14 protein-coding genes are annotated in these 16624 nt (G+C 44.3%); 4 read left to right on the top strand and 10 right to left on the bottom strand.

Translation table 11 applies throughout. The features are described from left to right. Positions 1-65: 65 nt before the first annotated feature. The 3 genes from BLT07_RS14425 (at position 66) to acs (ending at position 4126) form a co-directional block, all read left to right on the top strand. Entirely contained in the window at positions 66-326 is a 261-nt protein-coding gene (locus BLT07_RS14425) for a DUF4212 domain-containing protein (protein ID WP_091870251.1), read from the top strand. A 31-nt stretch (positions 327-357) separates the two neighbouring features. Then, entirely contained in the window at positions 358-2052 is a 1695-nt protein-coding gene (locus tag BLT07_RS14420) for a sodium:solute symporter family protein (protein ID WP_091870246.1), read from the top strand. Between the two features lie 166 nt (positions 2053-2218). Further along, positions 2219-4126, top strand: a complete 1908-nt coding sequence (gene acs, locus BLT07_RS14415; protein WP_091870242.1) for an acetate--CoA ligase — start codon at positions 2219-2221, stop codon at positions 4124-4126. A gap of 7 nt (positions 4127-4133) precedes the next feature. Here the strand turns inward: acs and BLT07_RS14410 are convergent, their stop codons facing one another. The 5 genes from BLT07_RS14410 to BLT07_RS14390 form a co-directional block, all read right to left on the bottom strand. Further along, positions 4134-5342, bottom strand: a complete 1209-nt coding sequence (locus tag BLT07_RS14410) for a multidrug effflux MFS transporter (protein ID WP_091870237.1) — start codon at positions 5340-5342, stop codon at positions 4134-4136. Between the two features lie 62 nt (positions 5343-5404). Next, positions 5405-6751, bottom strand: a complete 1347-nt coding sequence (locus BLT07_RS14405) for a M24 family metallopeptidase (protein ID WP_091870233.1) — start codon at positions 6749-6751, stop codon at positions 5405-5407. Beyond that, on the bottom strand, positions 6748-7956 hold the full coding sequence (locus BLT07_RS14400) for an AMP-binding protein (RefSeq protein ID WP_091870228.1): 1209 nt from the start codon (positions 7954-7956) through the stop codon (positions 6748-6750). The genes BLT07_RS14405 and BLT07_RS14400 overlap by 4 nt, the downstream gene beginning before the upstream one ends. Further along, the gene (locus BLT07_RS14395) at positions 7928-8902 is read right to left on the bottom strand and encodes a CPBP family intramembrane glutamic endopeptidase (protein WP_091870223.1); all 975 of its coding nucleotides are present in this window, start codon (positions 8900-8902) and stop codon (positions 7928-7930) included. Before BLT07_RS14395 ends, BLT07_RS14400 begins: the two co-directional genes overlap by 29 nt. After that, positions 8893-9945: an o-succinylbenzoate synthase gene (locus BLT07_RS14390; protein WP_091870218.1), complete on the bottom strand. Its 1053-nt coding sequence runs from the start codon at positions 9943-9945 to the stop codon at positions 8893-8895. The genes BLT07_RS14395 and BLT07_RS14390 overlap by 10 nt, the downstream gene beginning before the upstream one ends. Before the next feature lie 30 nt (positions 9946-9975). Here BLT07_RS14390 and BLT07_RS14385 point away from each other — a divergent pair, with 30 nt between their 5' ends. Continuing rightward, the gene (locus tag BLT07_RS14385) at positions 9976-10770 is read left to right on the top strand and encodes an SDR family oxidoreductase (protein WP_091870215.1); all 795 of its coding nucleotides are present in this window, start codon (positions 9976-9978) and stop codon (positions 10768-10770) included. Between the two features lie 42 nt (positions 10771-10812). Here BLT07_RS14385 and BLT07_RS14380 read toward each other — a convergent pair whose 3' ends face one another. From BLT07_RS14380 to BLT07_RS14360, 5 genes are all read right to left on the bottom strand, one after another. Further along, a complete protein-coding gene (locus BLT07_RS14380; protein ID WP_245726563.1) occupies positions 10813-12891 on the bottom strand; it encodes a sensor histidine kinase in 2079 nt (692 codons plus the stop codon). A 417-nt stretch (positions 12892-13308) separates the two neighbouring features. Further along, positions 13309-14058 (bottom strand): LytR/AlgR family response regulator transcription factor, encoded by a 750-nt coding sequence (locus BLT07_RS14375; RefSeq protein WP_091870210.1) that lies wholly within the window; start codon positions 14056-14058, stop codon positions 13309-13311. Between the two features lie 29 nt (positions 14059-14087). Then, positions 14088-15014 (bottom strand): 1,4-dihydroxy-2-naphthoate octaprenyltransferase, encoded by a 927-nt coding sequence (gene menA / locus BLT07_RS14370; RefSeq protein ID WP_175455336.1) that lies wholly within the window; start codon positions 15012-15014, stop codon positions 14088-14090. Beyond that, positions 15015-15614 carry an SPOR domain-containing protein gene (locus BLT07_RS14365; protein WP_091870207.1) on the bottom strand — a complete coding sequence of 200 codons (600 nt, stop codon included), beginning with the start codon at positions 15612-15614 and terminating at the stop codon, positions 15015-15017. 166 nt (positions 15615-15780) lie between these two features. Then, the gene (locus tag BLT07_RS14360) at positions 15781-16611 is read right to left on the bottom strand and encodes a CvfB family protein (protein ID WP_091870202.1); all 831 of its coding nucleotides are present in this window, start codon (positions 16609-16611) and stop codon (positions 15781-15783) included. Positions 16612-16624 lie beyond the last annotated feature (13 nt).

The following is a 16624-nucleotide window of genomic DNA, read 5'->3' as shown; positions in this document are numbered from 1 at the left end:
GAAGAAATCAAGGCATTGCAAGTCTATCATAAATCCCTATCTTGTTCCAATCAAAATAAAATCCCATGTCAGAAAAACAAAAACACGCCTCCGCCTATTGGAAAGAAAACGTCCGATATCTCTTTATTCTTTTGACCATTTGGTTCGTCGTTTCCTATGGTGCGGGCATCCTTTTTAAAGATGCCCTGGATAGTATCCGTATCGGCGGCTTCAAACTGGGTTTCTGGTTCGCACAGCAGGGTTCCATTTATGCTTTTGTCATCCTTATATTCGTCTATATCCGTTTAATGAACAAGTTGGATAAGAAGTATGGCTTTGATGAGTAGATTTTTAACCAACTAACCACTACTATTATTTATGGATGTACAAACTTGGAGCTATCTGCTCGTCGGCATTACCTTCGCCCTATATATCGGTATCGCCATTTGGTCGCGGGCCGGGTCGACCAGTGAATTTTATATCGCCGGAGGCGGGGTATCGCCCTTGGCCAACGGTATGGCCACCGCCGCGGATTGGATGTCCGCCGCCTCCTTTATCTCTATGGCCGGTATTATTTCCTTTGCGGGGTATGACGGTTCGGTGTATTTGATGGGATGGACCGGCGGTTATGTACTTCTTGCATTGCTACTTGCGCCGTATCTTCGGAAATTCGGGAAGTTTACGGTTCCCGATTTTATCGGTGATCGGTACTATTCCAAAACTGCCCGTATCGTTGCGGTAATCTGCGCCTTGATCGTATCCTTTACGTATATAGCGGGACAGATGCGCGGGGTCGGCGTGGTCTTTTCCCGTTTTTTAGAGGTGGATATCGATACCGGGGTCGTCATAGGGATGATTATTGTACTGTTTTATGCGGTTTTAGGAGGGATGAAAGGCATCACCTATACCCAAGTCGCGCAATATTGCGTGCTCATATTTGCCTTTATGGTACCGGCCATTTTTATATCCATACAGATGACCGGGAATCCCGTGCCTCAACTGGGTATGGGATCTACCTTGATCGATGGTTCGGGGACCTATTTGTTGGATAAGTTGGATGGATTATCGACAGAGCTGGGCTTCGCCGCCTATACCGAAGGAAAAAAATCCGTTATCGATGTCTTTGCCATTACCTTGGCCCTGATGGTCGGTACAGCGGGTCTGCCCCATGTCATCGTTCGTTTCTTTACCGTAAAACGCGTTAAGGATGCCCGTAAATCCGCCGGATGGGCCTTGCTGTTGATCGCCATTCTATATACCACCGCCCCCGCGGTGGCCATTTTCGCCAAAACGAACCTGATCGACACCGTGAGCGATACCGCATACGCCGATATGCCGGTCTGGTTTAAGAACTGGGAAACTACAGGCCTGTTAACTTTTGAAGATAAAAACGGGGACGGAGTAATACAATACGTGGCGGACGGCCAAGCCAACGAACTAACGATTGATAATGATATCATGGTATTGGCCAATCCCGAGATTGCCCAACTACCGGCTTGGGTCATCGGCCTTGTGGCGGCAGGCGGACTCGCGGCGGCGTTATCTACGGCGGCCGGTTTGCTCTTGGTAATCTCCGCCTCGGTATCGCACGATTTGATTAAAAAAACCTTTCGACCCGATATTTCGGAGAAGGGCGAACTTTGGGCGGCCCGTATTTCTGCCTCCGTAGCGGTGATCATCGCCGGATATTTCGGGATTAATCCCCCCGGATTTGTAGCGGCTGTCGTAGCCTTGGCCTTCGGTTTGGCGGCGGCCTCGTTCTTTCCCGCCATCATCTTGGGCATTTTTTATAAAAGAATGAACAAAGAGGGTGCCATTGCGGGCATGATTGTCGGTATCGTGTCCATGCTCCTGTACATGATGAAATTTAAATTCGACATGTTCGGAGGAGGTACTCCTGATGACTGGTGGTTCGGAATATCACCAGAGGGATTTGGATCTGTAGCCATGGTCTTTAATTTCGCAGTGGCCATTGGCGTCATGCAATTCACACCGGACCCACCTTTACTCGTGCAAGAAATTGTAGAGGATATCCGTATTCCCAGTGGGGCAGGTGAGGCTACGGGGCATTGAATTTAATTGGACAGTAACCAGATTTTTCAGTAACTTCCCTGTTACTAATTGAGTTCTTATCCCTTAAAGAAATTTTTACTAAATATAACCAGAGATAATTGAAATTAGGAAACTGTATAAATCCCTTTTTACAATTAGCCTTATAATGCATTAACTATTTCCAGACATGAGCAACTATCACATTAAACACCTAGAAGAATATTTTCAAGTGTACCGAAAATCCGTCAGAAACCCCGAAAGTTTTTGGGAAGAAATCGCGGAAGAGCATTTCTTATGGCGTAAAAAATGGGACAATGTGCTGGATTGGGATTTTTCAAAACCCGAAATCAAATGGTTCGAGGGGGCGAAACTCAATATTACGGAGAACTGCATCGACCGCCACCTGACCACCCGTGGCGAAAAGACCGCCCTGCTTTTTGAACCCAACGATCCAAATGAAGCCGCAGAGCACATTACCTATCGCCAATTGCACGAACGGGTCTGCCGAATGGCGAACGTTCTGAAAGATCACGGTATCAAAAAAGGGGATCGGGTCTGTATCTATTTGCCCATGATTCCCGAACTGGCCATTTCACTTTTGGCCTGCGCGCGTATCGGGGCCATCCATTCCGTGGTGTTTGCGGGATTCTCTTCCAATGCGTTGGCAAGCCGTATCAATGATTCAGATTGTAAAATGGTATTGACTTCGGATGGTTCTTATCGTGGTTCAAAAACCATAGATTTAAAGGGAATCGTGGACAGAGCCTTGAACGACTGCCCTAGTGTCGAGAATGTATTAGTGGTCAATCGTATCAACAGCGACATTGAAATGAAAGAAGGAAGGGACAAATGGCTGCAACCCCTATTAGATGCAGCCTACTCAGATTGCGTCGCCGAGATTATGGACGCCGAAGATCCGCTATTCATTCTTTATACCTCAGGTTCGACGGGTAAGCCTAAAGGTATGGTGCATACCACTGGCGGTTATATGGTCTACACGGCCTACACGTTCAAAAACGTATTTCAGTACCGTGAAAATGATATTTACTGGTGTACCGCGGATATCGGCTGGATTACCGGACATTCCTATATTGTCTACGGCCCCTTGGCCAATGGCGCCACCACAGTGATGTTCGAAGGCGTGCCATCGTACCCAGATTTTGGCCGGTTTTGGGATGTCATTGAGAAGCACAAAATCAATCAATTCTACACCGCCCCGACCGCCATTCGTGCGCTGGCCAAACAAAGTCTTGAATTTGTCGAAAAACACGATCTCTCGAGCCTAAAAGTTTTGGGTTCCGTTGGTGAGCCTATCAATGAAGAGGCCTGGCACTGGTACAATACCAATGTCGGCAAACACAATAGCCCCATCGTCGATACGTGGTGGCAAACGGAGACTGGAGGCATCATGATTACACCGATTCCTTATGTAACACCTACCACGCCCACCTACGCGACGCTACCCTTTATCGGCGTACAACCTGCACTTATGGATGAAGATGGCAAAGAGCTCAAGGGCAACAAGGTAGAGGGACGCCTTTGCATCAAATTTCCTTGGCCGGGTATGGCCCGTACCATTTGGGGCAACCATGATCGCTATCGGGACACTTATTTTTCAGCCTATAAGGATATGTATTTTTCTGGGGACGGGGCGCTTAGGGATGCTGTAGGTTATTACCGTATCACCGGCCGCGTCGATGATGTAGTTATCGTTTCGGGACACAATTTAGGCACCGCTCCCATCGAGGATGCCATCAACGAACATCCTGCGGTGGCGGAAAGCGCCATTGTCGGTTTCCCACATGATGTGAAAGGTAATGCACTTTACGGTTTCGTCATCTTAAAAGAAATAGGGGAAAGCAGGGACCGTGACAACCTGAGAAAGGAAATCAACCAACAGATTACCGAACATATCGGTCCGATTGCCAAGTTGGATAAAATCCAATTCGTTTCGGGACTTCCCAAAACCCGGAGTGCCAAAATTATGCGGCGCATCCTAAGAAAAATTGCTTCAAAGGATACGTCAAATCTTGGGGATACCAGCACCTTGCTAAACCCGGAGGTAATCGAGGAAATTATGGAAAACTCGCTTTAGGAGCGCATTAGGCGGTAGCTATGACCCGCCTCCTCCTGACCAGCAACATAATGCCCAACGATATCAATCCACAAAGGGCCAGGCCGACGAACATCGGCCAAACCGTTTCCTGCACAAAACTGCCGATATAATTGGCAATAGGAACGGCCATGATCGTGGATACAAAACCGTTAATCGCCGCCCCAATGCCCGCGATATGCCCGATAGGTTCCATCGCGATAGAACGAAAATTACCCCATAAAAAGCCGAGACAGAAAAACTGGGTGAACAAAAACAACACGAGCACCACCACATTCGGATTCGGACTGCCGTAAAAAACGATGACGTAGGTGACCGCAATCGCGCAAAATGCGGTTTGTGCCATCAAGGCCAACCTTCGCATACCAAAGCGCATCACCAAAGTGCCGTTCAAAAATGTGGATAACCCAACGGAAGATGCCAATCCCGCAAAAATATAGGGAAAAGAAGCTGCGAGTCCGTATTGGTCTTCAAAAACGTGCTGCGACGCACTTAAATAGACCAAAAATGCTCCCGTAATAAATCCCGAGGTGAAGGTAAAAGCAACCGTTTCCTTATATTTCAAATATTCCCGGAGTCCGTTTACAAAAACCTTTCCGGAAAAGGCAATCTTGTACTGTGGCCTCAAGGTTTCTACCTGCCGCTTCCAGAACCAAATGGCGACCACCAAGGCAAAAAAGAGCTGTACATAGAAAATAGCTTCCCATCCATAAGCATCCATAATCCATTTGCCGATAGCCGGGGCGACCACTGGGATCAAAATAAAAAAGGCGGTAACGAACGACATTATCCTGGCCATGTAATCGCCCTTATAGGTATCTCGAATGATGGAGATAGCAATAGTACGCGGTGCCGACAGCCCGATACCCTGCAATATCCGCCCAATAATCATAATTTCCAATGAGGGTGCGAATACGCAAATGGCACTCGCCACGGCAAAAAGTCCGAAGCCCATGTAAACAATGGGTTTTCGACCAAAACTGTCGGACAGCGGACCAAAGAACAGTTGCCCGACGCCCAATCCCAGAAAAATCATGGTAATCAACAACTGGTTTTCCGTTGGATCGAGACTGTTGATGGTAATTCCGATACTTGAAATTGCAGGCAACAACGCATCGATGGCCAAGGCAACGATCGACATCAAAGAGGCCATTAACGCGATAAACTCAAAGTTGGGTTTTACATTTTCTTTTTGCATCCGGCAAAAGTAGTGCAAGGGATTCGCAACTGAAATGGAATTGAAAGATTAAGTTGAGGGTTTTAGTTTTTCTGATGTGATTTTATCCTGGGAATCAAAAGCAGTTCCCTTTGTCGGCCGTTGACGTATCGGAAACCTTCCGCTCCGTAAAATCCCGCTTCTTCGAGCATGATGCGAATATCCCGTTTCCATTCGTTAACGGTTATGGTGGTATTCAGCTCAATGGCATAAACGGTATTCTCATTCAAAGGGTAGCTTTCCCCATCGGCGGCCATCACTCCGCCTTGGGAATCCCACATACCAATAGTTGTCCCGGCGGAATGGCCGTATAATCCCAAAGGATGTGTGTAAATCGAGGGTCGCAACCCCGCCGCTTTTGCCTCTTGCAATGAATTTGCCAAGATTTCATTTCCGGTACGTCCTTTTTTCATGTTTTGGGTGAGGAAATCCTGCACCGTATTTCCAACTTTCAATGCTTCCTTTAAAAATTCCGGAGCCTCTTCTTCGCCAGATTTCAAAACGTAGGCCAGTTCTTGGCAATCGGTATTCAGCCGTAAATAGGTAATACCGAAATCACAATGTACCAGATCTCCCGGCAGTATCACGGTATCATCCGGGCGATTGGAAAACGAATAGCCATGCCCGACAACAGCGTCATGGCTGCGTTGCACATCGACCGTTGGGTGAAACCAGGTGTTCAATCCCATATCCGTCACCTTTTGTCGCATCCACCATTCGACTTCACTGGTAGTCGTTATGCCCGGGGTAATCACTTTTTCGGAAAAGGCCTCAGCTATGATATCATGTGTAATATCGACCAATTGACTGTATATGATCATCTCACGTTCGGTACGGGTCTCGATCCATCGTACGGCCAAAGGCTCGGCGGAAACCACATTTTTATGTAACTTTTTCGGAAGCCTATCCATAAAAGCCTCATAATCCGTTTTGTCAAGGCCATCGGCAATCTTGAAATCTTCAGAAAAATTCAATCCGATTTTCTTCGGATTACGGACTTCGATCAACTGCATCAGGCGTTTCCACTGGTCCGGCTCCTTCTCCTTGTCCCACGCCGATTTTATCTGATCGCCTACGTTGTACCTAGCCACCGCCAGTTTCTCGAAAGTGTTGTTCTCCGCGTTCCTGTAAAACAAAAGAATCGTTCTTCTTCGTGCATTGAGCCATGTAGCGGGCAGCATAGTCCGCAAAACGGGGTCTTCGTTGTATTCCCGGGAGATGACTACCCACATATCGATGTCCGTTTCATCCATCAATTTAGGTAACAGCGTATCAAAACGATCGGCGAGGATTTCATCGACTATCCTGGCCCGTTCGACTTCGGGTAAAATTCGCTGGGCGTTTAGGGAAACAACGATTGAAAGACAGCTAAGAAGGATGGCTTTTTTCATGGGAATATCGTTTTCAGAGTTTCGCCTCGTTTAATTTTTCCACTTTGGGTCTGCTGGAATTCAGAAACTGTAAATATTTCTTTGGGCACTTCAAATTTATTCAGAGGCTTTAGCAATTTGATTTCCTGAAACAATTGTTTTTCCTCAATTTCCCCTTCCATGACCAACACCAGTTTTTGTCCCAATGCTTCATCGGGAATTCCAGCCACAAAAAAACGATAGGGGATAACGGTGGCCAACTTAGCCTCGATCTGTTCCGGAAACAGCTTGACACCACCGGAGTTGACGACATTATCGAACCGCCCTATCCAGTTGAATTCTGTTTTGGAAATCAGTTCGACTACATCGTTGGTTACAACGGGAGCATCGGTAATTGTTGGCGCAACTATGACCAGACAGCCTCTTTCATCAGTCGATAGCCTTACGTTCGGCAAGGTCTTGAAAGAGGGGTTGTGAACTTGGGCATCGACTGTGCTTCGACCTTGCCCTGTAGGGTCGCTCAGCCTGAAATTTAATTTTTTCAATGCGATATGGGTAATGGTCTCTGTCATCCCATACGTTTCAAAAATGGCGGTGGAAAAGTTTCTGGCCGTTAGTTCCTGTTCCGTAGATCGTGCTTGCGCCTGTATTTGGACCTTTTGGCCCTGCCGTTCCGGCGGGCGAGCTCTATCTTGAACTTGGGATTGAACTTTACGGGACAACGGTGCCCCCCCGACAATTAAAATATTAATCCGATCAAGGTCATGCAAAGAATTTTCAAGCTGCAGCGGCACCATCGCACCAAAAGTATAGGTTTTGTTGGGTATGCCGTCAAGCGGGTTAGAAGAAGGGGTTACATAGTCGAGCTCCAGCCCAATTACCATCGCCCTGACCAGCATCATCTTACCCGCAATGTAGGTCGCGGGCAGGCAAAGTAAAGCGGTATCGCCCGGAAGCAGTCCGAAAAATTCACCGGTGGCCAGGGCGGAGTTGACCATATGCCGTTTCTGTAGCATAATAGGCTTGGGCTTACCAGTCGAGCCTGAAGAATGCACTTGCAAAGTCGGACTATCATCTAACCAATCCAGCAGAAAGTCACCGATTTCTTTCTCGAAAGTTTCGCCTTCCTTAATCAAGCTGTAGGCGACTTCCTTGAGTTCGTCATGCGATAACGAAATGCCATTCAACTTAAAATGGCTATGGATTTTCCGGTAAAGTGGTTTCATCGGTATGTTCTGCTAAAAAAAGTTCTTTCGAGGGGACTTTGCCGGTTAAGCGTTCTTTCCAGTTGTTCCATTTATATTTTCGCGAGAAGATAAATAATAGGATGGGATAAATTGCAAAAACCGGTATCAAAACATCCCATCCGAAAACGGGCTCCGAAACATCAAGGTAGAGGGAATCGGTCTGAAAAGCCGTCCAATCGGCAGTTACGAGAAGTGCAGCGGTGAGGTTGTTCGCCGCATGAAATCCAAGGGAGAGTTCCAGACCTTCATCCATCAAAGTAAGTATCCCTAGGAAAAAACCGGTACCGATATAGTAAACCAAAATACCATACCCCAATTTTTCGACCTCGGGATTGAAAAGATGTGCCAGTCCGAAAAGCAACGAGGTTACCAGTAAAGGTAACCATCTATTTTTGGCCATTACACCCAAACCTTGCATCAAATAGCCCCGCATATAATATTCTTCCATACTGGTCTGAATGGGTATCATCACTATCGCAATTACCGCTAGAACTAAAAAGGGTTCCAGTTTAAAGTTGAAAACATAATCTTCCGGTGAAAGTTGGATATCAATAATTATAAAAAGGGTAGATATCACCGTCCATAACCCAAAAGCCCAAGCTATTCTGCCCCAATCAATTCGTTTTCTGGAGGTCGTCAATTGTGTAATACTTTGCTTATGCACAAATTTTACAAACACGAACAGCGACAGCAGCCCGATCGCAAACATCAACAACATATAGAATAAAAACGGATTTGTTCCCAATACCTTGGCCATCGCACCAAGGTCACCGCTTGCCAAGACCGATATTGAATCGGCTTTAAGCACTAAAGCGGCAATTAACGGAACACCGCCCAAAATTTGCCAACAAAAGAATACGGCCAAGATACCCACAACATATCTCCATGACTCAGTTAAACCCTTGTACGCCTGCGCTATATACATAATTTATCGATTAAATCGGTTTCCCAATATTTATCCTTTTTATAAAACAATTGGCCACTTTCTATTTCAAGCGGACTTTCAAAATTATTGGTATACAGACTTCCCGTACCCAATCCCTGAGGCATTTGACTATGTAACGTGTACGTCCATTGGGCAATGGCGTTCAAACCGACATTACTTTCAAGGGCACTGGTGATCCACCATCCGATGGCTTGTTTTTCGGCCAGATCGATCCATTCCCGGCTTCCCCGATAGCCCCCAACAAAACTTGGCTTAAGAATGAGGTACTGCGGTTTGATGGTTTGCAGCAGGGTTTGCTTTTTCGTTACGTTGCTTACCCCGATCAATTCTTCGTCCAAAGCAATCGGAATCGGTGTGACCTCGCAAAGACGGCGCATGGCTTCGGGGTTGCCTTGCCGGATGGGCTGTTCTATGGAATGCAGATCGTATTGCGCCAATATATGGAGCTTATCAAGCGCATTCATTGGATTAAAAGCGCCATTGGCGTCGACCCGTAGTTCAATCTCTTCTTTGGAATATTTTCTTCGGATGGATGCCAACAACGAAACCTCGGTTTCGAAATCAATCGCCCCGATCTTTATTTTGATACAACGGAAGCCTTCCGCCAATTTTTGTTGGATCTGTTCGTGCATAAACTCTTCGTCGCCCATCCAGATCAGTCCGTTTATGGGAATGGGACGGCCTTTTTCCAAAAAATCGGATGTAAAAAGTATAAAAGGATTTTGGGATTTTAAGGATAAAAAAGCTTGCTCCACCCCGAATTGAATGCTCGGAAAATCGGATAAGGCGTCCCAAAGCGCATCGCGTCCCAAGGCAATATTAGCGCAGGCCCAGGCAAGTTTTTCCTCATATCCGTCGACATCATCAAAACTCAATCCCCTTAAAAGACCACATTCGCCAATGCCCTTTTTACCGTTTTCCTCCAAAACCAAAAACCAAGTTTCCTTCTGGCGGAGCAGCCCACGCGAAGTTCCGCTGGGGCGTTTAAAATCGAGGATATATTTTTTATAGGATGCTTTCATGCAATGGCCAAATTTAAGTATATTTCAAGAATGGCAACACTTGAAAACAAAACAATATGGATTACCGGCGCATCGTCGGGTATCGGTGAGGCTTTGGCCTATGCCCTGAGCGAGCGAGACTGTAAATTGATTTTATCCTCTAGAAAAAAGGATGCGCTCGAAAAGGTCCAAAAGCAATGTGCCCATCCCGAAAATGTAAAGATTGTTCCGTTGGATGTTTCGGATTTCGATACCCTATCTGAAAAAGCCATCGCCGCACAAGCCGCTTTTGGGGGTATCGATATATTGATCAACAATGCGGGCATCAGCCAACGTTCTTTGATTATCGATACCGATCTGGAGGTCTACAAAAGGATTATGGACGTTGATTTTTTCGGCGCTGTTGCTCTTTCAAAGGCAGTACTCCCCGATTTTGTGAAACGTAAAAAAGGCCATTTCGTCACGATCAGCAGCTTGATGGGCAAGTTTTCTTCGCCCCAACGCTCCGGTTATTGTGCCGCAAAGCATGCGCTGCACGGATTTTTCGATGCCCTGCGGATGGAACATACCAAAGATAATATTGACGTAACCTTGGTCTGTCCCGGTTTTGTACGCACCAATGTGGCGAAGAATGCGCTCAAGGGCGATGGCAGTCCGAAAAACGAACAAAGCGAATCCATCGCGAACGGAATTCCCGTGGCGGTCGCCGCGCAAAAGATAATCCAAGCCGTCGAACGTAAAAAGCTTGAGGTCTATATGGGCCAAAAGGAAGTTTTCGGGGTGTATTTGAAACGATTTTTTCCCACACTTTTACATAAGGTGGTTTCGAATCGGAAGATTACATGAAATTAAACCCGTAGCGAACCCCATCAACATTGCTATCGACGTTCAGGGGCGTTTCGAAGCGGGTGGCAACTTAAAATTGAACCAGTAGCGAACCCCACCAAAATTGTTATCGACATTCAAGGTCGTTTGAAGCTGGTTCGCCAAGCGGTTCATCAGGCGAATACCCATGGAAGCATTGGTGTGTTCATCGTTGTCTTCAGGTAGACCGATACCATTATCGGAATACTCGAAATAGCCCTCCTGATCGTCGGTCTTACGAATCTGAATGGAAATTTTATCGGCATCGTTATCTTCCGGAAAAGCATATTTGAAGGAGTTTGAAACCAGTTCGTTAAGGATAAGCCCAAAAGGAATCGCCCGGTCGATATCGAGCTCCACCCCTTCGGCATCGATGGTAATCTCGATATTGTGGCCGCCCTTTCGGTAAACGGACTGAACACTGTTGATCAGGCTCTCGATATAGCTTTGCATCTCGATTACGGAAAGATCTTCGTTCTGATAGAGTTTCTGATGTATCAGTGCCATGGCCTTTACACGGCTCTTGCCCTCCTCCAGTGCCTCGATGGCGGCCTTGCTCCTCGTATTTTTAGTCTGCAGGCTTAATAGACTCGACACCATCTGTAGATTGTTCTTCACCCGGTGGTGAATTTCCTTTAAAAGGGAATCTTTTTCGACCAACGAGTTCTCGATGATGTATTTCTGCTCGGCGATCAAGCGTTGGCTTTTGATACTCTTGAGGTAGGCATAAACAAGGCCGGCGAAGCCCAAAAGCGTAAAAAAGAAGGAGATTAATACCAATTGGCTCGTACGCCTTTGTTCGTTCATATCTTTATATGATTTTTCAAGGTCAAGCTTCTGCTTCGCCACCAAATTTCTCGAAAGTTCAAGGTCTTTTTGCATGACCGTGGCCAATTGTTGTTTCCTCAGTTGGGATTCGGAACCGATAATCGAATCGCGTATGCGATGGTTTCTTCTCAGATAGATAGCCTCATTTTTATAATCTTCAGTCTTTTCATAATAAATCGATAACAGACGATTTTTACGAAGCAGGTTCTCGGTAGATCTCGTTTTCAGGTCATCGCTAAGGTAGTCGGTAGCTTTGGCATAATCTTCTAATTGCAGGTAGCACTCGGAGATGGCCAGACTGTTTTCGGTTATTTCATCGGGAAGGGTGCCGTTGCCGAATTCCTTGATGATCGAGATGGCACTTTCCAAATGCGGTATGGCGTCTTTATATTGTTTTAACTGAAGATGACATTTGCCGATGTTACCGTCGATCAGACCGTTCAACAAGCTAGCCTGAATCAATTCGTTTTCGTTTTTTTTGCGGGTAGCATCGTTCAAGAAAACCGTTATAAAACTTTTGGCCTTTTTATAATTAGTTAGGGCAGTAGGCGTCGAATCGTCTAACCTTAAAAAATTTCCTAGCGAATTATAGTATTTCGCTTGGGCATAAAAGTCGTTTTCCTCAATAGTTCTTTTGACCTTATCGATATAATCTTCCATAGCCCTTCTATACATTCCCAAATTGGAATAAATATCATAGAAGACCACATTGTCGGTAATACCCAGTTCACGAATCTCGTTTCTGACATCTACCTGTTCGGGGTACATGGCCAATTGCCCATAATTATCGTCCATCAGATCCAATAATTTGGATTTGAAATAGATATCGAATTCCTTTATATGGGTGTGGAGGTCCTTGGCTATGGCCAGACTCTTGTCGTAATCGCCAAGATCAAAATAAATTCGGGCACGTAACAGCTCGTATTTTCTGATCTGTTCGGTATCACCATTTTTTATGGCGTCGTTGAGATAGAGGTTTACCGTATCGAGCCAATCGTACGTAGAATTTTCGCTATACCTATTGGGCGTATTGAAAAAGAAATTAAAGCGTTCGTCCGCAGATTCGAAATCTTGGAATTCGACAAAAGTGTTCCTTTTCGTCTCCACTTCTTGCTGCGCCCTACTGAAAAGGGCACCCAGGAAAAAGAGCCAAATAAAAAAAGTTTTCTTGCTTCTTAGTTGTATCATATCGGTAAGCAGGGGAAAAACCCAAAAGTAGCGGTATTCGGCAGTTTTACTTAATTTTTGTTGTCTGCCTATTGTTAGGTTTGGCATCTATAGCTCAAAAATAGAACCTTAACGGACAAATTTGATAAATCTCGTCAAAATCTTTTTCCAATCAAGCTGATATTAGTTTCAATCTCTTTCCCTTTAAATTATTAACTTACAAATAGTTAACAAAACGGCGAATGATCTCGAGAGGCATTTACATTTGATTTCAGAACACTGGTATACCATTTTGGGCTGTTCTTCAAATCCAATAGGGGGCTAATAAACTCCATTGGCCTATGTTGTGAAACTGTGTTTTTTCGTGGTAAAGATAGGTAAGCTACCTCGATGTATCGAATACGGTTTGTTTATCGAGAGGAACGTACCATAAACGCCTTAATTAAAAAAGGCCTTATCCGTCAAGACATGGCCCTTTACGAGAACACTATTTGAAAAATAGTCTTCGCTTTTATTGCAACGAGTTTATGAATTCATGGCGGAAATGATAAACTCCTTGAAATCCTTGGATATCGGAATAAGCGTATCTTTTATCATTATATCCCTCGAATTGATAGCATCGATATGGTCTACATTTACGATATAGGACTTATGGGCCCGATAAAATTTATTCTTGGGCAGCTTTTCCAAATAATCCTTTAATGGAGAGCGGACCAAAAATTTCTTATCCACTGTATTTACTTCTAAATATACATTATCCGCCTTGATAAAACGGATATCGTCAAACTGAATACGATAATACAGATGTTGTTTTTTGACGAATATGGAATCTTTAAGCACCGTGTTCGACATCGCTATATCTTCATCCGCCTCGTTAGTAGCTTTAGCCTTATCGGAATGTGTGAAATTGGAAAGTGCAATTTCGATGGAAGTATACAAATCCTGTTGCTCAAAAGGTTTTACCAAGTAGCCGTTAGGTTTAACGGATTTTGCATTCTCTACAGTGGCTCTATCGGAGTTGGATGTTACGAAAATAAAGGGAATATCGTAGTTTTCACGAATGTGCTTCCCAAGATCGATACCTGTTTTATCGGAGGCCAAAATAATATCTATCAGTACCAAATCGACATGTTGGTTCTTCAAAACTTCTTCTGCCTGTTCGTAAACGATAACATTATCGACAATCTCATATCCGATTTCCTCGAGCATCGATTGCATATCATCGGCAATAATTACATTATCTTCTACGATAAGAATTTTAATGGCTTGTTCCAAAATAGGTCAAATTTAGTTGATATTAAAAATTAAAAATACGAAAAAATATTACAATTGATGTACATAAGCACTGCCAAAAAAAAGGTGCTTAAAGCTAATTTCTTTAATTCAGGGTCAATTACATCGGGGCTACTTGTAAGATAAATCTTTCTTAGATGAAAGAATATAGGAATAAAGGCCAGTAAGGGGAAGTAGCTTACTGGCGAGCTTTCGAAATTCAGATACAGAAATAGGGCGATACAGACAAAAGCGGAAACCAACAACAAATAATGATAGATTTTTCCGTTTACAAAACCCAATAATACCACCAAAGTATTTTTTTTTGCTTTTTTATCGGAATTGAGATCCCTTAGATTGTTAAGATTCAGTACACCGGCACTGAGCAATCCGATGGCAGTTGCCGGCAAGAATGCCCAAGGGGTCAGAAAATTAGTATATAGAAATAGGGTTCCCAAAACGGCCACCCATCCAAAAAAAAGTAAGACGAAAACATCGCCCAATCCTTTATAACCGTATGCCGATGCCCCAATGGTATATTTTAAGGCGGCCCAAATACTGGCAGCACCTAAAATCAAAAACAAAATCGAAAAGAGTAGGTTCTGTGGGCCGAAGGCGGCATAAATCAGTGAAATCACCAGAAGAGCATCGATAACTACAGAAATCAAAATACCTCTTTTCAATACTTTTCGTGTTAATATACCTCTCTGTAGTGCCCTTTTCGGACCAATGCGATCATCATTGTCGGTGCCTCTTACGCCGTCGCCATAATCATTGGCAAAATTTGACGTAACCTGAAAACCTATGGTCGTAAACAAGGAAAGTATAAATATCAATACATCGCTTTTACCGTAATAATTAGCAAGACCCGTACCTACCAAAACTCCGGAAACCGATAACGGAAGTGTCCTTAACCTAGCCGCATTGAGCCATGGCCCTATTTTCTTTAAAAAATCCAACTATTCGGAGTCTTCTATCTGAACCCGTTTTCCGTCTTTGTACGATGCCACAAAAGCATCTTGAAACCCAAGGTCTACCAGTTGCTCCCTAAAGTTTTGAGCCTCTTTCAAGGTTTCAAAATTGCCCAGCGAGTACGAATAAAAGGGATTGGTTTTTACGAACATCGTATTGGTGAGCGCTTCGGAGGCCAAGGTCATATTGTTGTCGACAAAGGACTTTATTTGTACGGAATAAATTTTCTCTTTTTGTAGAAATTCCTTGGCCAAATAGAATTCCTTGACCAAACTCAATTCCTCGTTCTGCTGTTTTAAATTATTGATACGTGATTTTATAGCATCTAAACTATCAATGGAAACCAACAGGTTACTCGGGCTTTCATAATTATTGGAAACACTTCTACCGGCAGAAAACGAAAATATGATCAGCGTACCGATGAGAAATAGGCCTGTAATACCAGCAAGGGCATTACGCTGAAGTTTATTCTTACGTAACTCTTTGTTCTTGAACTTGATTTGATCGAGAAGACGTTCGTTGATGATCTGCGCCTTGTCTATATCTTTGTGCAATTCTAAAAGATCGCTTTCTTCTATAAAGGGCATATTATTATTTTTTCAGAATTATTTGAACCAGACTGTAAGTTTGTTGATAAAGTTAACCAAAATACCGAAAGATCGATGAAATACACTCTCGGAATGTTGCGAAAATAGCCAATTATGTAGTATAGAATGGTTTAAACGATGTTAAAGATCAGTATGATGTTGGTTTTCAGAGCATTCGAATCCCATCTTCCTGAATCTCGATCTTCCGTTCCCTATATAAGGTACCAATACCTTTTTTAAAGGTTTTTTTGCTCATTTGGAGCTCTTTTTTGATTTGTTGCGGGTCGGATTTGTCATGGAGCGGCAAAAACCCCCCGTGCGCCATCAAACGTTCGAAGATTTTATTGGCGGCCGGTTCTAGAATTTTTTCTCCCAACGGTTGTAGGGAGACGTCAATTTTGTTATCGGGACGAATGTTCTTTATAAAGCCTTTGGAAACATCTCCGACCGCTACACTTTTGAAAATTTCGTTGTGGTACACCAGACCTTTGTGCAGATGATTGATGATTACCTCCCACCCCAGATCGGTCATTCGGGTAAAAAGTATTTCGACTTCTTCCCTTTCCCTGACCTTCAGCTCATCATTGCTAAGAAACTTGTCGAGTTTGTTTGACGCGACCAATCGGAAAGAAATATCATCCAAATAACAACGTACAACATACCACTGGCCTTCCTTCATTTTTTCGCGCTGTTCGCTAAAGGGCACTAAAAGATGTTTTTCGAGTCCCCAATCCATAAATGCTCCAATGTTATTGACTTCGACTACCTGCAAAAAGCCGAATTTATGTCGAATCACCGTAGGCGTCAAGGTCGCGGCTATCGGTCTTTCCTCATAATCCAAATAACAGAACACATTTAACATGTCGCCTATTTCCGTGTCTTTGGGAATATATTTATTCGGCAATAAAATCTCGACGCCGGTCTTGCTCCCTAAAAACAGACCCACACTTGTATCGCGTAACACCTCGAGCTCGTTGTAATTTCCCAGTTCTATCATAGTGCAAAGATAC

It is taken from the genome of Pricia antarctica, assembly GCF_900101815.1.
GTDB classification, from domain to species: Bacteria; Bacteroidota; Bacteroidia; order Flavobacteriales; family Flavobacteriaceae; genus Pricia; species Pricia antarctica.
The sequence above is the reverse complement of the archived record's forward strand: the minus strand, read 5'-3'. Positions and strand labels throughout refer to the sequence as shown.

What these genes read in the sequence shown, in the direction of transcription:
- BLT07_RS14425 (WP_091870251.1), top strand. Translation starts at nt 66, where the DNA reads ATGTCAGAAAAACAAAAACACGCCTCCGCCTATTGGAAAGAAAACGTC.
- BLT07_RS14420 (WP_091870246.1), top strand. Translation starts at nt 358, where the DNA reads ATGGATGTACAAACTTGGAGCTATCTGCTCGTCGGCATTACCTTCGCC.
- acs (WP_091870242.1), top strand. Translation starts at nt 2,219, where the DNA reads ATGAGCAACTATCACATTAAACACCTAGAAGAATATTTTCAAGTGTAC.
- BLT07_RS14410 (WP_091870237.1), bottom strand. Translation starts at nt 5,342, where the DNA reads ATGCAAAAAGAAAATGTAAAACCCAACTTTGAGTTTATCGCGTTAATG.
- BLT07_RS14405 (WP_091870233.1), bottom strand. Translation starts at nt 6,751, where the DNA reads ATGAAAAAAGCCATCCTTCTTAGCTGTCTTTCAATCGTTGTTTCCCTA.
- BLT07_RS14400 (WP_091870228.1), bottom strand. Translation starts at nt 7,956, where the DNA reads ATGAAACCACTTTACCGGAAAATCCATAGCCATTTTAAGTTGAATGGC.
- BLT07_RS14395 (WP_091870223.1), bottom strand. Translation starts at nt 8,902, where the DNA reads ATGTATATAGCGCAGGCGTACAAGGGTTTAACTGAGTCATGGAGATAT.
- BLT07_RS14390 (WP_091870218.1), bottom strand. Translation starts at nt 9,945, where the DNA reads ATGAAAGCATCCTATAAAAAATATATCCTCGATTTTAAACGCCCCAGC.
- BLT07_RS14385 (WP_091870215.1), top strand. Translation starts at nt 9,976, where the DNA reads ATGGCAACACTTGAAAACAAAACAATATGGATTACCGGCGCATCGTCG.
- BLT07_RS14380 (WP_245726563.1), bottom strand. Translation starts at nt 12,891, where the DNA reads ATGCCAAACCTAACAATAGGCAGACAACAAAAATTAAGTAAAACTGCC.
- BLT07_RS14365 (WP_091870207.1), bottom strand. Translation starts at nt 15,614, where the DNA reads ATGCCCTTTATAGAAGAAAGCGATCTTTTAGAATTGCACAAAGATATA.
- BLT07_RS14360 (WP_091870202.1), bottom strand. Translation starts at nt 16,611, where the DNA reads ATGATAGAACTGGGAAATTACAACGAGCTCGAGGTGTTACGCGATACA.